Consider the following 17,556-nt stretch of genomic DNA (forward strand, 5'->3'; position numbering starts at 1 on the left):
ACAGGTAGTTCCAATGGCAAAGAAACGTGCATCGTCGAACCTGATCAATGACCCGCTCTGGTACAAGGATGCGGTGATTTACCAGGTGCACATCAAATCGTTTTTCGACGCCAACAACGACGGTATTGGCAACTTTCCCGGCCTGATCAGCAAACTCGATTACATTGCCGATTTGGGTGTCAACACCGTGTGGCTGTTGCCGTTCTACCCGTCGCCGCGCCGTGACGACGGTTATGACATCGCTGATTACCGCGGTGTGCACCCCGATTACGGCACCCTGGCTGACGTCAAACGCTTTATCAATGAGGCCCATCAACGCGGCCTGCGGGTGATCACCGAGCTGGTCATCAACCACACTTCAGACCAGCACCCCTGGTTTCAGAAGGCTCGCCACGCCAAGGCAGGCTCAAAGGCGCGCGACTATTACGTGTGGTCCGACAGCGATCAGAAATACGCAGGCACGCGCATCATTTTCCTTGATACCGAAACCTCGAACTGGACGTGGGACCCGGTGGCGGGCCAATACTTTTGGCACCGTTTTTACGCCCATCAGCCCGACCTGAATTTCGACAACCCCCAGGTGATAAAAGAAGTGCTGTCGGTCATGCGCTTCTGGCTGGACATGGGCATTGATGGCCTGCGACTGGATGCCATTCCCTATTTGATTGAGCGCGATGGCACCAACAATGAAAACTTGCCCGAAACCCACCAGATTCTGAAACAGATCCGTGCCGAAATTGACGCGCACTACCCCGATCGCATGTTGCTCGCCGAAGCCAATCAATGGCCCGAAGACACCCGGCAATATTTTGGCGACAGCGACGGTATCAAGGGCGACGAATGCCACATGGCCTTCCACTTCCCCTTGATGCCTCGTCTGTACATGGCGCTGGCGCAGGAAGATCGCTTCCCCATCACCGACATTTTGCGGCAAACCCCGCCCATACCTGCCCATTGCCAGTGGGCGATTTTTTTGCGTAACCACGATGAGCTGACCCTGGAAATGGTCACCGACAAGGAGCGTGACGCGCTGTGGAATCACTACGCGCCCGACCGGCGCGCGCGCATCAATCTGGGGATTCGTCGGCGTCTGGCGCCGTTGATGGAGCGCGACCGTCGGCGCATTGAATTGCTCAACAGTGTGCTGCTGTCGATGCCCGGCACACCCACCTTGTATTACGGCGACGAAATAGGCATGGGCGACAACATCTACCTGAATGACCGCGATGGTGTGCGCACGCCCATGCAATGGTCGATGGACCTCAATGGCGGGTTCTCGCGCGCGAACCCGGCCAGCTTGGTGCTGGCGCCGATCACGGACCCGCTGTATGGCTATCAGGCAGTAAACGTTGAGGCGCAAGCCCTGGACCCGCACTCCTTGCTCAACTGGACGCGGCGCTTGTTGGCCGTGCGCAAGCAGCAAAAGGCCTTTGGTCGCGGCAGCCTGAACATGCTCTCGCCCCGCAACCGCCGGGTTCTGGCCTATGTGCGTGAATTCACCGACGCTTTGGGTAGCACCCAAACCATTGTGTGTGTGGCGAACGTCTCGCGCAGTGCCCAGGCCGTGGAGCTGGACTTGTCCACGTGGGCGGGGCGGGTGCCGGTCGAGATGCTGAGCACCCAACCCTTCCCGCCGATTGGGCCAATGCCTTACAGCCTGACCCTGGCCCCCTATGGCTTCTATTGGTTTTTGCTGGTCAGTGAAAACGCCATGCCCGATTCCCGGGCTCACCCGGTGCACAGCCTGCCCGAACGGGTCACGCTCGTGCTGAAACAGCGTTTTGAAGACGTGCTTGAGCCGCCATTGCGCACCACGCTGGAGCACGACATCTTGCCCGCGTGGCTGGCTGACAGGCGGTGGTTGGGGCACACGGCGGCGCTTATTGAACAGGTCAAAATCGTTTACGGCACGTCGATCCCCGCGCCTGAGCTTCCCGTGTTGCTGACCGAAGTGCAGATCACGGCCGCAGGGCAGCAGCGGCGCTATCAATTGGTGCTGGGCCTGATCAGCGAGGATGAACCCGACAGCGCGCAGGCCAGCCAGCCAGTGTTATGCCGAGTTCGCCAGGGCCGTGAGATCGGGCTGGTCACAGAGGCCTTCAACCTGCACCCTTTTGTGCGAGCTGTATTGGCCGGGTTGCAACATGCCCGCACCCTGGACACTGACGCGGGGCAGATCCGTTTTAGCCCCACGGTGCATTTAGCCCCGCTGGCACTGGATGAGCGCAGCGAGATTGGTGAACTGACAGATGAGCCGGCCCACTGTTCGGTGGTGATCGGCGGCACGCTGATGCTCAAACTGTTGCGTGAGGTCAGCAGCGGCCTGCACCCCGCGCTTGAAATGGCGGCCTGGTTGACCGCCGCTGGCTACGCTCATGTCCCGCCGCTGCTGGGTTCAGTAGTCCGTTACGATGACGCGGGCGATGGCACGCTGCTGATGATTGCCCAACGCTATGTGCCTCATCAGGGCGATGCCCGGGCCTGGACTCAAAACATCCTTGAACGGGCGATTCGCGCAGAGCGGGCCAGTACGGCGCCCGAGCGCGCTCAGCCAGTCAGCGCACTTGCCGAGCTGGCTGATTTCGCGGCGTTGCTGGGCCAGCGTCTGGGTGAACTGCACCATGTATTGGCGCAGCCTACGGATAACCCGGACTTTGCCCCACAGATCATTGGCGTCGATGACGTGAGCCAATGGGCCGCCGAGATCAGTGAGCAAGTGCGCGCAGCGTTGCAACAGCTCAATTTACAGGGGCCGGTTTTGCCAGCACGCGATCAGGCGCAGATCAGGCACCTGTTGAAACACCAACAGCCAATCGTCGCCTACATCGAACACCTGGCCACCCGCACCCTGGGTGGGCTGAAGATACGTGTGCACGGCGACTTACACCTGGGGCAAGTGCTGGTGGTACACGGCGACGCCTGCTTTATCGGCTTTGAGGGCAACCCGGCGCGCACCTTGCAAGCACGTCGTAGCACACACAGCCCTTACACCGATCTTTGCGCGCTGTTGCGCTCTTTTGAGTACGCCGGGGCGATGGCAATCAACAACGTGCAGCAAGCCGATCATCCGCCCGAGGCGGATCGGGTGCCACAACAGGTGGTTGAGCGTTATCTCAAAGAGGCACGCAGTGCATTGATTCAAGCGTATTCGCAGGCAACAGCTAGTCTTGCTCAGGGTTGGCAAGTGTCAGGTGGCCATGAGGCTGCACTGGCCTTGTTCAGTCTGGAAAAGGCGGCCTACGAAGTGATGTACCAAGCGGCCAACCGACCTGCCTGGTCTGGGGTTCCATTGCAGGGGCTGAGTGCATTGCTCAGCCATTTGCCAGGCATGTCCAAGCCTTTACCAAACGGAGATAAAAGATGAATGCTGGCAAGGATCTGGGTAAGGGAAGTGTTGCTTTATTGCCCGATCGTCAAGACATCGAGGCGCTGATTAAGGCTGAGCACCGCGATCCCTTTTCGATTTTGGGTCCTCATGCCGATGGGCAGGGTGGGCAGGTGATACGGGCGTTTTTGCCCCAGGCGTTGAGCGTCAATGTGATAGACCGGGCTGGCGGCCAGGTGCTTGGCCCGTTGTCGATCACAGAGGTGCCGGGGTTGTTTGTCGGCCAGTTTGCGCAGCTGCAACCCTACGCCTTGCGCATCAACTGGGCCGCAGGCGAGCAAACCAGTGAAGACCCGTATAGTTTTGGCCCGTTGCTGGGCGAAATGGATTTGTATCTGTTTGCCGAAGGCAATCACCGTGACCTGAGCACGTGCCTGGGTGCGCAAGTGATGAGTGTCGATGGGGTGCCCGGCGTGCGCTTTGCGGTCTGGGCGCCAAACGCGCGACGGGTCTCAGTGGTGGGCGATTTCAATATCTGGGACGGTCGCCGTCATCCCATGCGCCTGCGCCACCCCAGCGGGGTGTGGGAGTTGTTCATTCCGCGGCTTGAGGCCGGGGAGGCCTATAAATACGAAATTCTAGGGGCCGAGGGGATCTTGCCGCTTAAGGCCGACCCTATGGCGTTGGCCACCCAATTGCCGCCCGACACCGCGTCGAAAGTGGCCTCGCCCCTCTCGGTCGACTGGCAAGATGCGCACTGGATGCACGCCCGGGGCGAGTTGCAGCGCCCCGACGCGCCGCTGTCGATTTATGAGCTGCACGTGGGTTCATGGCAGTGTGAAGTGGATGAAGTGGGCGAAGTCGCGCGCCAATACACCTGGCATGAGCTGGCTGAGCGCCTGATCCCGTATGTGCAGCACATGGGTTTCACCCATATCGAACTGATGCCGATCATGGAACATCCGTTTGGTGGCTCGTGGGGCTATCAACCGCTGTCGCAGTTCGCCCCGAGTGCGCGCTTTGGCTCGCCCGATGACTTCGGTGCATTCGTCAACGCCTGCCATGTGGCGGGTATCGGCGTGATTCTGGATTGGGTGCCCGCGCACTTTCCCAATGACACCCATGGCCTGGCGCAATTCGACGGCACGGCGCTGTACGAATACGCCAACCCGCTGGAAGGCTTTCACAAGGACTGGAACACGCTGATCTACAACTTGGGCCGCACTGAAGTGCACGGTTTCATGCTGGCCTCAGCGCTGCATTGGCTCAAACATTTCCACATCGACGGGCTGCGGGTCGATGCCGTGGCGTCGATGTTGTATCGCGACTATTCGCGTCAGCCGGGCGAATGGATTCCTAATCGCCATGGCGGGCGTGAAAATCTGGAAGCCATCGACTTTCTGCGTCACCTCAACGACGTCGTTGCGCTTGAGGCGCCTGGTGCGTTGATGATTGCCGAAGAGTCCACTGCCTGGCCGGGTGTGAGTCAAAGCACCGAACAGGGCGGGCTGGGATTTTCGTACAAGTGGAACATGGGCTGGATGCATGACTCGCTGCACTACATTCAGCAAGACCCGGTGTACCGCGCCCATCATCACAACGAACTGAGTTTTGGCTTGGTGTATGCGTGGACCGAGCGTTTCATCCTGCCCATCTCCCACGACGAAGTGGTGCACGGCAAGCATTCGCTGATTGACAAAATGCCCGGTGACCGCTGGCAAAAGTTTGCTAATTTGCGCGCTTATCTGAGCTTCATGTGGGCGCATCCGGGTAAAAAACTGCTGTTCATGGGCTGTGAATTCGGGCAGTGGCGCGAATGGAATCACGATCAGCAACTGGACTGGTATTTGCTGCAATACCCCGAGCACAAAGGCGTGCAGAAGTTAGTCGGCGACTTGAATCGTCTGTACCGCGACGTACCGGCCTTGCATGACCAGGATGACGTGGCGCAGGGCTTTGAGTGGTTGATTGGCGACGATGCGACCAATAGCGTCTATGCCTGGCTGCGCTGGAGCAAGGCCGGCAAGCCGCTGTTGGTAGTTGCCAACTTCACCCCGGTGCCGCGCGAGGCGTATCGCATCGGTGTGCCGTTTGCGGGCACCTGGGGCGAAGTGCTCAACAGTGATGCGGCGCTGTATGCGGGTTCCAATTATGGCAATGGCGGTGGGGTGCATACCCACGCCGATGCCAGTCACGGGCAACCGTTCAGTTTGGCCTTGAACCTGCCACCGCTGGGGGTGTTGATCCTGGAGCCGCAGTAAGGCGAGCACCCCGACGTGCGTGGCCGCACGTAACCTGCGCCCATTCGTCTTGTAGTCGTTGACGAGTTGCGCGAGGTTGCGTGCGGGCACGTAGCGGTCGCAAGGCCGTTCAATGCGGTGCCTCAGGGTTCGCACGTTACGATTGTTGTGCAGCCGGGCACCGCCTGTGGCAATGGCTACAAATGAACGTCCACCGCCAACGGCAAGTGGTCCGACAAATGTGTCCAGGGTTTGTTGCTCAGGATGGTCGGGCTATGGCTGCTGGCGTTGCGCAGGTAAATGCGGTCCAGCCGCAGCAACGGCCAGCGCGCGGGGTAGGTTTTGGCCAACTGCCCATGATGGCGCTCAAACACTTCGTGCAAGTCGTCACGTTGCGACAGGGCTGCGTTGCCTTGCAGCTTCCAGTCGTTGAAGTCCCCGGCAATGATCACCGGATCGTGGGGCGGCAATGATTTGAGCAGTTGGTTAAGCAGCACGATTTGCAACTGGCGATGGCTTTCGAGCAGGCTCAGATGGACGCAAATCGCGTGCACTTGCTCATGCCCCGGCACATCCAGCACGCAATGCAACAGCCCGCGCCGCTCGGGGCCGGTGATCGACACATCCAGGTTGCGGTACGACTTGATCGGGTATTTGGACAGCACCGCATTGCCATGATGCCCGTCGGGATACACCGCGTTGCGCCCATAGGCGTAGTCACTCCACATGCTGTCGGCCAAAAACTCGTACTGCGACACGGCGGGCCAGTGGTCATAGCGTGAGGCATGCTTTTCGTGCTCGCCCAGCACCTCCTGCAAAAACACCAGATCGGCGCCGGTGCTACGCACCGCTTCGCGCAGCTCGGGCAAGATGAAGCGTCGATTAAAAGCGGTGAACCCCTTGTGGGTATTAACCGTCAACACCTTCATCCGGTGTACAGCAGGGGTTGCGACAGGTGCAGGGGGTTCAAGGTTGTTACCGGCAATATCGAAGGTCATGGTTTCTCCTGTGCGATAGGGCGTTTATAGCGCGTCGGCCCTTGGACCCGCTTGATGGGGGTCATGTTCGGCCGCACCCAGTAGCGACTTCAGATAATCACCAAAGCCGCCCGCCGCGCGGCAGTCCAGTCGCGCGCTGGTGGTGACCTGCGGGCGGTGGCTCCAGGCGATTGAAGCCCCGCACGCCTCCAGTTGTTGCACCAAGTGCACGTCTTCATGGCAGGCCAGCGGCTGAAAACCGCCAGCGCGCCGATAGGCTGTGGCGCTGACGCCGAGGTTGGCGCCGTGGATATGCCGATGCCCGTCGCGGGCCTGATAGGCGGCCAGGTAGCGTGACTGGGCACGCTCATCGATTTCCGTGCCCCAGTCATCGACGGTCACGGTGCCGCATACGGCGTCTTTGCCCAAGGCCAATTGCGCCACCAACCAGTCCTCGGCCACGCGGCTGTCGGCATCGGTGCATGAAATCCAGCGCGCGCCTTGCTCCAATAACCATTGCGCACCGGTCGCACGGGCTATGCCGACATTGCGCGCATTGATCACCAACACGTTGACGTCGTATTGCGCTGCGATGTCAGCCGACAGGTCGTCACAGCTGTCGAGCACCAGCAGCACGCGCACCTGCTCGCCGTTGAGCTGTGGGTGAGCGCCGGCTGACAGCACCGCATGCAGGCAGTGGGCGAGCAGGGCTTGCTCGTTGTGCGCAGGTATCAACACACCAATCATCGCAAACCCTCCCGGCTGGCTACTGAAATAGGGTCGCGGCCCCACACTTCAAGGATGAAATCGTCTTCCAGGTGTTGCACTAAGCGCGGCCATTTCAAGGTGTCGTGTATCAGGGCGTGCACCTCATCGCCCGTCAGCACGCAGCCCTCGATGGGCGGGCGCCAGTGGCAGGCCAGCAGATGGCCGTCGGGGGCGAGGCTGTTGATGGCCCGCTCAAGCACGTCTTTGAGTGCCTGGGCATCCAGGTAATACGCCACTTCGCTGATCACTATCAGATCAAAGCGATGTTCGGGCCATTGCTCTGGCACACGGCTTTGGTGCACTTGAACGTGGGCGCAGTGGCTCAAGCGCTGGCGGGCCAGATCAACGGCTCTGGCGGCTGCGTCGCATGCCAGTAGCGCGCCGGTGCGTTGCGCCAGCCCGGCACTTAACTCGCCGTTGGCGCAGCCTATTTCGAAAATGGCCGGGTAGTGCTGGCGAGGCAGGCTGGCCAGCGTCACGGCCCGTTTGCGCTGTTCGTACCAGCGCTCGCGAAAGGCCCACGGATCGCTATTGTCGGCATACAACTGATCAAAAAAAGCCGTTGAGACACTCATGGCCTCTCCCTGTCCTGTACAAAAACCAGTTCAAAAGGTTGCAGCAAGCGTTCGAGCGCCAGCGGGCTGAGCACGGCTGGCGCCCCGGTGCTCGGGTCTGCGCTTAACTGGCTGGTGAAGGCCTGGGCCGCGTCACGTTTGCGCGCAACCTGCTGCTCACTGAGGTTGATACGGCGGGCACGGTGCCACGGCACACGCGGGTCATCATCGTGCGCCCAATGCCAGGTCCAGATCGGCAGCTCATGCACGGCTGCGCCGACGTTTTTAGCCGCCAGAGCGCTGGCGCGGCCCACCGCATCGTGGTCGCAATGCCCGTCCTCGCGCCAGGTGCTGAACACCACGTCGCCGGGTCGCAAGAACTGCTGAATGAAGGTGCCGAGTGCCGCCTCACGGGCCTGCACCTGGCTGTCGGCGAATCCGCCCCTGACCCATTGCAAGCGTGGCAATGCCAACCCCAAGCGCGCCAGCGCCTGTTCAGACTCCGAGGCTCGCTGGTGCGCCAGATCGTGGGGGGGCCAGCGGCTTGAACCCGGATGGCTGGCAGTGCCGTCCGTGACGGAAATCAGCAGTATCGAGCGCCCCAGCGCATTGGCCATTTGCAGCAGGCCGCCACTGCCCAGCACTTCATCGTCCGGGTGCGGCGCCACAATCACCGCCCGCGAACCGTGGGGTAACAGGTGTGCAAGCTCAATCGACGGTAAGTTGGCCAAGCGCTCAGACTGGCGCCAGTGTGCTAACGCAGTGCCGCTGCCCACGATCAGGTTGGCTTTCATAGTGGCCAGTGCCTTGCGGGTGACTGCGCGGCCAGTTCACCCAGCACTTGGAGGTCGCGCTCGGCATGGCTTTGACGCAGGAAAACCGGCAAGTCAGCGCTTAGGCGGGCAAACTGCGGGTCTTTACAAAAAGGCCCGGCCCCCAGCGCCCGACCGACATGGGCGATGACGTGCTCGGCGCAGGCCTCAATCTGTGCCCGCGCCTGCCGGGCCAGGAGTTGACTGTCGGCGGCCGGGTTTTGATCCAGATACGTGGCGCAGGTGTGCAGCGTGTTACGTGCCCCGAACAGCGCGGCCTGCACCGCGCCCAAATGCGCCAGCGCGTGTGGCTCTGCGCGTTTGGCACACTGCTGTTGCAGATGATGCGCCAGTGAGGACGCCGCCCCCAACCAACACGCCGCGATGCCAATAGCGCCTTGCCAAAAACCGGGGCGGCGCAGGTAATCACCCGGCTGGCCGACGCGGGTGCAGGGCACCTGATCAAACACAATGTCGACACTGGCAGTGGTGGCCATACCCACGGCGGCCCAGCCGTCATCGGTGACGCTGATCCCCGACTGTTGCATGTCTACGGCCACCAATTGTTGGCCGCCGTGCTCATCCCAAGCGGTGAGCAAACCGTGGCTGAGCATCCCTGCGCCCGAGCACCAGGCTTTACGGCCCATGAGCAGCGTTTGGCCGTGAACTTCGCGCATTTGAACGCGAGCATTGGGCGGTTCGGCCGCCCACATGCCCCATGTGCTGCCCGCTGGCACGGGGCGGGCGCCCAATTCGCGCAGGGTCGCCAGCGCATCGGTGTGCCCTTCGAACAGTTTGCACAAGCCCAAATCGTGGCCCGCGACTAACGCCAAATGTTGCCAGCGCTGCAAGGTCAAACCGCTGCCCGGCAACGGCAGTTGATCCAGTCCGGCTTGCACCATGCCCTGCAAGCACTGACCCAGCGCCTGCGGGGTGTCGAGTGGCCAGGCGTGGTCCTCAAGGAAGTCATGCAGGTTCATGAGCCGTTGGGTTCCTTGTGATGCTCCAGTTCAAACAGCGCGAGCGAGCGGCCGTTAAGCCTGTACGTGCTGCCAAACGCCAAGGGGGCGGGGCTTTTGAAGTCAGGGTCGAAGGTGTCGAACTTGCAGATCCAGGCGGAGCCTTCAGGCACCTGCGCCAGGATGAAATCCACCCCGTCATGGTGGGCATTGAAGGTGATCAGCAAGGTGGCGTCGGCGCCGGCGCGCTGGACCCCGGACACTTGCGCCCGGCCATCGAGCAACATGGCGAAGCTGCGGCCTTGGGCGTCCTGCCATTGTTCGATGGACATTTCGTTACCGTCGGGCGCCAGCCAGGTGACGTCTTTAACGCCCAGTTCTTCGTTGTAGTGGCCGACCAGAAAGCGCCCGCGTCGCAGGATCGGGTAGCTGTTACGCAGCTTGATCAGGCGTTTGACGAACTTGAGCAACGATTTGCCGTCGCCATCCAGGTCCCAGTTGATCCAGCCGATTTCACTGTCCTGACAATAGGCGTTGTTGTTGCCGTGCTGGGTGCGGGCAAATTCATCACCGGCCACGATCATCGGTGTGCCCTGCGCGAGCAGCAGCGTGGCGAAAAAATTGCGCATCTGGCGCAGGCGCAATGCATTGATTTCAGGGTCGTCAGTCGGGCCTTCGACGCCGTGGTTCCAGGACAGGTTGTTGTTGCTGCCGTCCTGATTGTTCTCGTCGTTGGCTTCGTTGTGCTTGTCGTTGTACGACACCAGATCGTGCAGCGTGAAGCCGTCGTGGGCGGTAATGAAGTTGACCGAGGTGTACGGGCGGCGGCCGCGCTGGTTGTACAGCTCGCCCGAGGCGGTCATGCGTGCGGCAAAGTCGGCCAACTGGCCGTCGTCGCCTTTCCAGAACCCACGCACGGTGTCACGAAAGCGATCGTTCCATTCGGCCCACCCCGGCGGGAAGCCGCCGACCTGATAGCCACCGGGGCCGCAGTCCCATGGTTCGGCAATCATCTTTACCTGACGCAACAGCGGGTCCTGACGGCAGGCGACCAGAAAGCTGTGCCGTTCGTTAAAGCCATCGTGGTAACGCCCCAGAATGGTGGCCAGGTCGAAACGGAAGCCATCCACATGCATCTCGTGCGCCCAATAACGCAGCGAGTCAGTGACCATTTGCAGCACGCACGGGTGGCTCAGGTCCAAGGTATTGCCGGTGCCCGAGTCGTTGATGTAATAGCGTTTGTCATCCGGCATCAGGCGGTAATACGAGGCGTTGTCGATGCCGCGCATCGACAGGGTGGGGCCTTGCTCGTTGCCTTCGGCGGTGTGGTTGTAGACCACGTCCAGAATCACCTCCAGCCCGGCCTCGTGCAGGTGCGCAACCATTTCCTTGAACTCGGCAATCTTGCCGCTGGCCAGGTAGCGCGGGTCTGGGGCGAAGAAGGCGATGCTGTTATAGCCCCAGTAGTTGGTCATGCCTTTTTGCAGCAGATGCTGATCGTTGACGAACGCATGCACCGGCAGTAACTCGACACTGGTGACGCCCAGTTTGCGAATGTGCTCGATGACTTCATCCACCATCAGCCCGGCAAACGTGCCGCGTACCGCTTGCGGCACATCAGGGTGGCGCATGCTGATGCCACGCACGTGGGTTTCATAAAAGATGGTCTTGTCCCATGGCACGATCAGGCGATGGTCGTGCCCCCAGGTGTGCGCCGGGTCGATGACTTTGCACTTGGGCACAAAGGGCGCGCTGTCGCGTTCATCAAAGCTTAAATCGCCATCCGGGTGGCCAATGGTGTAGCCAAACAAGGCCTCGGACCATTTCAGCTCGCCGACCAATTGTTTGGCGTAGGGGTCGATCAGCAATTTGTTGTGATTGAAGCGATGGCCATTTTGCGGGTCATACGCGCCATATACCCGGTAACCGTAGATCTGCCCCGGATGTGCATCGGGCAGGTAGCCGTGATAGGTCTCGTCGGTGTACTCGGGCAGTTCGATGCGTTCTAGCTCCACCTCGCCGGCTTCATCGAACAGGCACAGTTCAACCTTGGTGGCATTGGCCGAAAAAATCGCGAAGTTAACACCTAGCCCGTCCCAGGTAGCGCCCAACGGGAAGGGCAGGCCCTCCCTGAGGCGTGAGGGTTCAACGTCCGGTGTCTCGGGTGGGGCTGACTTGCGCTTGGTCATGTTGACTCCTGGCTGGATCAAAGGCCTTCACAAACGGCAGGCAAAACGTGCCCGTCAGGCATTACGGGCCTGTTCAAATGGGCGTGAAACGTCGGTGCGTCAGGGTTCTGCGCACTACAAGCCAAGCGTCAGGAAGCGGGAGGTTTGCGCGCAGCGCGGGGTTTTTTCGCAGCCGGTTCTTTCACCGAGGCTTTGCTGCTGGCAGATGGCGCTTTAGGTTTGGCCTTGCGCGGTTCAGCGTTGCCTGGTGCCAGCGCTTCGGCTTGGGCCAGCGTGCGCGCCATGTCCCAATGACGGGCTTGCTGGCCATCAGGTTTGCCTTCGGATTCCCAGATTTGGTAAGCGAATTCACGAATGCGTTTGTCATCATTATTCATCGCAAAGCTCCTGAACTAGGTGGTGGGTATGAGGTTGACAGGGAAAGAACCTAGTACGTCGCTGACCCGTATCGTCTTACTGTTAATGACTGCTGGCTGTGTAAAAAATCCATTTAATTTGCGAGATGTTCCGTCGAACGGTCATTTGATGCGGGTATATGCTCATATGGATTTCTATATGGGTTGGCTGGCATCCACTTGGATGCCTTTAGGCGCCTGGATCATCGTCTGCACTCATCGCGTTCTTGTGCCTGTAGGCGCGCGCAGGCCAGCAGTTCCAGACGTTTGGCAACATCCGGGCGATCAAGCAGGGCTGAGCATTCAACGGGTAAGCGGCGGCGCCAATTGGGATGAGTGCCCACGTTACCCGGCAAGTTGGCTTGCTCCACCACGCCCAGCGCATCCTCGATGGGGAGCAGCACCAGCGGTGCCCGGGTGTGCCCCAAGAACCGTGCGCTGGCGTTGAGTACCTGATCGGCGCCGCTGGCTTCCTCCTGAAAATTTTGCGGGTCCTGGCTCAACGCATGATGCAGACCGTTGCGCTCATGGGCACGGTTGTCGCGCCAATGGTCTTCGGTCTCGGCATTCACCAGACCCAATTGCGCGTTCCAGTCGATGTCGCGTTCCAGCCACCAACCATTGAGCGTGGGCAAGTCGTGGGTGCTGGTGGTGGCCAGGGCGGTGTCGGGCCATTCGAGGACCGGGCGAAAGCGCGCCCCATAATCCTGTTCAAACAGCAAAATGCGCATGCCCAGAATGGCGCGTTCGCTGAGCTTTTCACGCAGGCCATCCGGCACCGTGCCCAAGTCTTCGCCCAACACAATGGCGCGATGACGTAACGATTCGAGGGCCAGCAGGCGCAGCATGTCTTCGACCGGGTAATACAAATAAGCGCCGTCGCCGGGCGGGGCACCCAAGGGAATCACCCACAGCCGTTGCAGGCCCATGACGTGGTCGATGCGTAAACCCCCGGCATGGGCAAAATTGGCGCGCAGCATTTCAATAAAGGCCCGAAAACCGTTGCGTTTGAGACCGTCGGGTGAAAACGCCGAAATGCCCCAGCCCTGGCCCTGACGGTTAAGCAGGTCAGGTGGGGCGCCGACGGTGAGTTGCGAGAGTAATTCGTCCTGACGGCACCATGCCTGACTGCCAGCGCCGTCAGCCCCCACTGCCAGGTCCGCGATCAGGCCAATCGCCATGCCGCTGTCACGGGCCGCCTTGTGTGCCTGGGCCAGGCAGCGGGCAATGAGCCATTGGCAAAACGCGTAATAGCCGATGTCGTGGTGGTGTTCTTCGGCAAACAGTAACAGTGCAGGGCTGTTGGGGTCGCGCCACTGTTCGGGCCAGTCGCGCCAGTCCTGGCTCAGTTGCTCACTGCGCCGTTGAACTTGCACCGCTTCGAAACGGCAGTGGTTTTCAAGGGCTTCTCCCCCGGCGTCGCGAAAGGCATAGAAGTCGTCGTGCAGCGGCTGTTCAGTGCTTATGAAGTCGTCGTAGAGCCTGCGCAGCAAGGTTTGGCGGGCCTGGGTTGCCGCTGGCCAGTCGATCAGCGGCAGGTGCTCAAGGCGTTGCCACTCCTCGCGTAACCCGCAGTCATCAATGGCCTGTTGCACCACGCTTTCGCCCAATACGCTGGCCGGGGCTGCATAGAGGTAATTGAGGAACAAACGGCTGGAGGGGGAATAGGGGCTGTAACGCTCTGGATCGCAGGTGAACATGGCGTGCATGGGGCTGATCGCCAGCGCGTCGGCGCCTCGTTCCCCGGCGGCCTTGGCAAACGTTTCAAGCGCCTGCGTGTCCCCCAGCCCACCGTCGCCGGGGCGCCACAGGCTGTAGAGCTGCGTGCTCAGCCCCCAGCTGCGCGGGGTATCGCTGTGCTCGGCATCGCTGATGCTGTAGCAACGCGCGGGTGCCACCGCGAGGGTGAAGTGCTGCTCGCCGATCTGTGCCCGGTGATAACCCACCGGCACCATGCCGGGCAGGTAGGCATCGGCGTCCAGTTCAATGTCCAGCGAGCCGCCCGTCTCCAGATGGATCACGCACTGGCTGTGGGGGTGAAAGTAGCGGGTCAGGTCCAGACTTCGGCCTACGTCTGCCGTCAACAAAGGCGGTAGACGTTTGTTTTGCTGTTCCAGTTGCAGGTTCAACAAACTGGTTTCGATGGCTTCGTCGCTGTCGGCGGGCAGATCCAGCCCGGCAAGCACGGCACGCAGCACGCAGGAGGACACCCGTTGCGGGTTGCCATTGGCATCCACCCAGTCCACGGCCAGCCCGGCACGGCTCGCCAGTATTTCCAGTTGCGCGTCGCTCATAGGCGTTCTCCATCAGGGGCGAGGGGTTCGCTTGGCGGCACCCGGCTGAGCAGGGCGCTCTAAGGCGTTAATTCAGTGCTCTAGCCGTTCACAGGTCAGGTACAGCAGATACCGGCCGTTAATGCCTGTCACTTAACTGGCCGGTTTCAATGCAGGTCTTGTTTTTGTCAGGGTTTGCTCACGCGGGTCAGCGATTTGAGCACCAGTTGTTCATAGAGCTGCGCGTAGGGTTCTACCGCCTGGCACCAGTTAAACGGGGCTGACATGGCGCGGCAGCGCATGGCGTTGAGCAGGCCGGGAAAGGCGAACACTTTGAACGCTCGGCCCAAGGCCTGTTCGTAGCTCTGCACGCTGGATTCGTTAAACAGAAACCCGGTGATCCCGTCTTCGATGGTGTCTGCCAGCCCGCCGGTATTGCGCGCGACCGGCAAAGAGGCATAGCGCTGCGCGTACATTTGGCTCAGGCCGCAGGGTTCGTAGCGTGAAGGCATCAACAGGAAATCGCTGCCGGCAAACATGCGCCGTGCATCGGTCTCATTGAACCCGATGCGCACGCCGATCTGGCCGGGAAAACGCAACGCCAGTTCGCGCATGGCCTGTTCTTCTTCTGGCTCGCCGCGGCCGATGATTGCGATTTGCCCGCCGTTGGCCACGATGTACGCGGCCACACCTTGCGTCAGGTCCAGGCCTTTTTGATACACCAGGCGCGAGACCACAGCAAACAGCGGGCCTTTGGACGGTTTGAGGCCGAACAATGTGCGCACATGATTGGCGTTGATGGCTTTGCCTTGCCATTCACCGATTGAAAAGGGCGCCACCAGATGCGGATCGCTCGCGGCCTCCCATGTCTCGTCTATCCCGTTGGGGATGCCGCTGAGCAGGCCTTGCTGGGTCTTGCTGTGCAAAAAGCCGTCCAGCCCGCAGCCAAAGGCCGGGGTGGTGATTTCTTGCGCATACGTGGCGCTGACGGTGGTGATGTGGCTGGCATACGCCATTCCTGCCTTGAGGAACGACAGTTTGCCGTAGAACTCCATGCCTTCCTGTTGCAGGGCGTGGGAGGGGATGCCCAGCTCCGGGCAGCAGGCCAGGCTGACCACGCCCTGATAGGCGAGGTTGTGAATCGTGAACAGGGTGGGAGTGCGTTGACCGCGCCAATGCATGTAGGCGGGGGCCAGCCCGGCTGGCCAGTCGTGGGCGTGCACCAGATCGGGCTGCCAATGGATTTGCGCCAGGTTGGCGGCAATGTCGGCGGCGGCCAGGCCCAGTCGCGCAAAACGGATGTGATTGTCGGGCCAGTCGCGACCGTTATTGGCGCCATATGGCGTGCCTTCGCGCTCGTACAGTTCGGGGCAGATCAGTACATAAATCACCAGCCCGTCTTTCAAGTCCATGCGCCCGATCTTGCAGGCGGGCAGTGCGGCATGCCCGCCCAGCTCACCAATAATATGGATCGGGTTGTCGCTGTTGATCACCTGCGGGTAGCCCGGAATCAGCACCCGCACATCATGCAAATGGCGCATGGCACGCGGCAGCGCGGCGGATACATCGCCCAAGCCGCCGGTTTTAACCAGATCGGCCAGCTCGGAGGTCACAAACAGGACTTTCTTTTTGTTGGGGTTGTTGGGGATTTCAGGCGCTATAGGCACTGCTGCTTTACCTGCCGGGGTTTGGCCCGCAGCGGCGATCACCTCATTAACCAGCGTAGTGAGGCAATTGTGTGGGTGTGGTGCAGCAGCACTGATCATGATGTTCCCCCTTGTATTTATTGATCGGCCTCGACCTGTGGCCGGGCTATTACTCACATCCTGTGGGCAGGCACTACAGGCCTAAACTGGGTAAAGCGCTTGATGGCATCACACCTACATCTTGGGTGAATACGGCTTTGCAAGAATTGCACCCGATAACGCAGACCCTCTTTTTAAGCTGACCCGACGCAGACGCAGAAGGTTCGTTTTAAATGACTCGGCTTTGAAGCCAGATTTCAAGCTGCTTGAGTGTAGGAGAGAAGCTACAAAGCGGCGTTTAAACAGACAAAATGTGTGGGAATTTTTTCTCTGATTGTTTCGGATGCGCCAATGAGGTGCAGTCAGAGAAGAAATGGTGCGATTCAGGGACTATCGCGGGGCGATGAGATGAGTTCTACCAAGGATTTGGTGAGAGATCCAAGCAAGGCTTAGAACGATTTGGACTTATACAGAACGTTTGGTTGTTGCGCGTCAATCGGGACTGTAGGAGCGAGCTAACTCGCCCCTACGCAGGGGTGTTGATCAATGACCGGGGTATTGAGCAACCACCACATCGTGGCCATCGTTGCTCAGGCCAATCACTTGATAGGCATCCTTGCGATCACCCATCTCCATGCCCGGTGAGCCCATCGGCATGCCCGGCACGGCAATGCCTTTTAAATCGTTGCGTTTAGTCAGGGCCACCACTTGGTCGGCAGGCACGTGACCTTCTACAAACTTGCCATTGATCACCCCGGTATGGCACGAAGCCAGTCGAGGCTCGACGCCAAGGCGCCGCTTAACGCTGCTCATGTCGGTTTCTACGTGGTCATTGACCTTGAAACCGTTCGTTTCCAGGTGTGAAATCCAGGCCTTGCAGCACCCGCAGTTGGCGTCGCGGTGAACATCAATACTCAATTGCTCGGCGGCATGCGCCGTGGCGCTGAGCAGCAAGGCGGTGAGTGCAGCAATACGTAATGGGGTGTTCATTGAGGTCCTCTGTCCGTAAAAAGGCGTACATGCAGCCTTGGGAAATTGCCAGCCTGGCTGACGACGGCTGTCAGTCAACTGAGGGCTGGATGACAGTTTTGTCAGGTTGGGGCGGTTGTTTTGTTATCGGGTTCAATGGCACTCAGAACAAGGCGATCCATTTTCCGTGGCACCTGCTGAGGCTGAATTTGTGGTCATGCCCAAGCGATGGGTGGTGGAGCCAACTCATGCCTGGAGTGAGAGGGCTCTGCGACTGATCATGCACCACCACCGTCTTTTTGCGGTAAGCGAGGCATGGGTGTAGTTGGACGAGGCTCGAATACTCGCGC

12 protein-coding genes and 1 pseudogene are annotated in these 17,556 nt (G+C 60.3%); 3 read left to right on the forward strand and 10 right to left on the reverse strand.

What is annotated here, in order from left to right; genetic code table 11:
* Positions 1 to 13: 13 nt before the first annotated feature.
* Positions 14 to 3,364: a maltose alpha-D-glucosyltransferase gene (gene treS / locus AP059_RS12525; protein ID WP_059763340.1), complete on the forward strand. Its 3,351-nt coding sequence runs from the start codon at positions 14 to 16 to the stop codon at positions 3,362 to 3,364.
* Positions 3,361 to 5,586 carry a 1,4-alpha-glucan branching protein GlgB gene (glgB, locus tag AP059_RS12530; protein ID WP_059763339.1) on the forward strand — a complete coding sequence of 742 codons (2,226 nt, stop codon included), beginning with the start codon at positions 3,361 to 3,363 and terminating at the stop codon, positions 5,584 to 5,586. The genes treS and glgB overlap by 4 nt, the downstream gene beginning before the upstream one ends.
* Before the next feature lie 176 nt (positions 5,587 to 5,762).
* On the opposite strand, the gene AP059_RS12535 is transcribed toward glgB, so the two are convergent.
* The 10 genes from AP059_RS12535 to AP059_RS12580 form a co-directional block, all read right to left on the reverse strand.
* On the reverse strand, positions 5,763 to 6,563 hold the full coding sequence (locus tag AP059_RS12535; protein WP_059763338.1) for an endonuclease/exonuclease/phosphatase family protein: 801 nt from the start codon (positions 6,561 to 6,563) through the stop codon (positions 5,763 to 5,765).
* Positions 6,564 to 6,587: 24 nt separating this feature from the next.
* Positions 6,588 to 7,289 carry a glycosyltransferase gene (locus AP059_RS12540; protein WP_059763337.1) on the reverse strand — a complete coding sequence of 234 codons (702 nt, stop codon included), beginning with the start codon at positions 7,287 to 7,289 and terminating at the stop codon, positions 6,588 to 6,590.
* Positions 7,286 to 7,885, reverse strand: coding sequence for a class I SAM-dependent DNA methyltransferase (locus AP059_RS12545; protein WP_059763336.1), 600 nt, complete (start codon positions 7,883 to 7,885; stop codon positions 7,286 to 7,288). The genes AP059_RS12540 and AP059_RS12545 overlap by 4 nt, the downstream gene beginning before the upstream one ends.
* Positions 7,882 to 8,658 (reverse strand): PIG-L deacetylase family protein, encoded by a 777-nt coding sequence (locus AP059_RS12550; RefSeq protein WP_059763335.1) that lies wholly within the window; start codon positions 8,656 to 8,658, stop codon positions 7,882 to 7,884. The genes AP059_RS12545 and AP059_RS12550 overlap by 4 nt, the downstream gene beginning before the upstream one ends.
* The gene (locus tag AP059_RS12555) at positions 8,655 to 9,656 is read right to left on the reverse strand and encodes a hypothetical protein (protein WP_059763334.1); all 1,002 of its coding nucleotides are present in this window, start codon (positions 9,654 to 9,656) and stop codon (positions 8,655 to 8,657) included. Before AP059_RS12555 ends, AP059_RS12550 begins: the two co-directional genes overlap by 4 nt.
* Positions 9,653 to 11,824 carry a glycogen debranching protein GlgX gene (gene glgX, locus AP059_RS12560; RefSeq protein ID WP_059763333.1) on the reverse strand — a complete coding sequence of 724 codons (2,172 nt, stop codon included), beginning with the start codon at positions 11,822 to 11,824 and terminating at the stop codon, positions 9,653 to 9,655. The genes AP059_RS12555 and glgX overlap by 4 nt, the downstream gene beginning before the upstream one ends.
* Positions 11,825 to 11,952: 128 nt before the next feature.
* On the reverse strand, positions 11,953 to 12,201 hold the full coding sequence (locus AP059_RS12565; protein WP_048365022.1) for a DUF2934 domain-containing protein: 249 nt from the start codon (positions 12,199 to 12,201) through the stop codon (positions 11,953 to 11,955).
* A 221-nt stretch (positions 12,202 to 12,422) separates the two neighbouring features.
* Positions 12,423 to 14,513 carry a 4-alpha-glucanotransferase gene (gene malQ / locus AP059_RS12570; protein WP_059763332.1) on the reverse strand — a complete coding sequence of 697 codons (2,091 nt, stop codon included), beginning with the start codon at positions 14,511 to 14,513 and terminating at the stop codon, positions 12,423 to 12,425.
* 167 nt (positions 14,514 to 14,680) lie between these two features.
* Positions 14,681 to 16,258: a glycogen synthase GlgA gene (gene glgA / locus AP059_RS12575; protein ID WP_059763331.1), complete on the reverse strand. Its 1,578-nt coding sequence runs from the start codon at positions 16,256 to 16,258 to the stop codon at positions 14,681 to 14,683.
* 522 nt (positions 16,259 to 16,780) lie between these two features.
* Positions 16,781 to 17,227: a DUF411 domain-containing protein gene (locus AP059_RS12580; RefSeq protein WP_059763330.1), complete on the reverse strand. Its 447-nt coding sequence runs from the start codon at positions 17,225 to 17,227 to the stop codon at positions 16,781 to 16,783.
* A gap of 133 nt (positions 17,228 to 17,360) precedes the next feature.
* Here AP059_RS12580 and AP059_RS22035 point away from each other — a divergent pair.
* Positions 17,361 to 17,531: pseudogene (locus tag AP059_RS22035) on the forward strand (IS5/IS1182 family transposase); the annotation flags it as partial.
* Positions 17,532 to 17,556 lie beyond the last annotated feature (25 nt).

The organism is Pseudomonas sp. TAA207, from assembly GCF_001529285.1.
Lineage (GTDB): Bacteria > Pseudomonadota > Gammaproteobacteria > Pseudomonadales > Pseudomonadaceae > Aquipseudomonas > Aquipseudomonas weihenstephanensis.

Excerpts from the sequence above, each read along its gene's own strand:
- glgA (WP_059763331.1), bottom strand. The coding sequence starts at position 16,258 with ATGATCAGTGCTGCTGCACCACACCCACACAATTGCCTCACTACGCTG.
- AP059_RS12540 (WP_059763337.1), bottom strand. The coding sequence starts at position 7,289 with ATGATTGGTGTGTTGATACCTGCGCACAACGAGCAAGCCCTGCTCGCC.
- AP059_RS12550 (WP_059763335.1), bottom strand. The coding sequence starts at position 8,658 with ATGAAAGCCAACCTGATCGTGGGCAGCGGCACTGCGTTAGCACACTGG.
- AP059_RS12565 (WP_048365022.1), bottom strand. The coding sequence starts at position 12,201 with ATGAATAATGATGACAAACGCATTCGTGAATTCGCTTACCAAATCTGG.
- malQ (WP_059763332.1), bottom strand. The coding sequence starts at position 14,513 with ATGAGCGACGCGCAACTGGAAATACTGGCGAGCCGTGCCGGGCTGGCC.
- glgB (WP_059763339.1), top strand. The coding sequence starts at position 3,361 with ATGAATGCTGGCAAGGATCTGGGTAAGGGAAGTGTTGCTTTATTGCCC.
- AP059_RS12555 (WP_059763334.1), bottom strand. The coding sequence starts at position 9,656 with ATGAACCTGCATGACTTCCTTGAGGACCACGCCTGGCCACTCGACACC.
- AP059_RS12545 (WP_059763336.1), bottom strand. The coding sequence starts at position 7,885 with ATGAGTGTCTCAACGGCTTTTTTTGATCAGTTGTATGCCGACAATAGC.
- AP059_RS12535 (WP_059763338.1), bottom strand. The coding sequence starts at position 6,563 with ATGACCTTCGATATTGCCGGTAACAACCTTGAACCCCCTGCACCTGTC.
- glgX (WP_059763333.1), bottom strand. The coding sequence starts at position 11,824 with ATGACCAAGCGCAAGTCAGCCCCACCCGAGACACCGGACGTTGAACCC.
- treS (WP_059763340.1), top strand. The coding sequence starts at position 14 with ATGGCAAAGAAACGTGCATCGTCGAACCTGATCAATGACCCGCTCTGG.
- AP059_RS12580 (WP_059763330.1), bottom strand. The coding sequence starts at position 17,227 with ATGAACACCCCATTACGTATTGCTGCACTCACCGCCTTGCTGCTCAGC.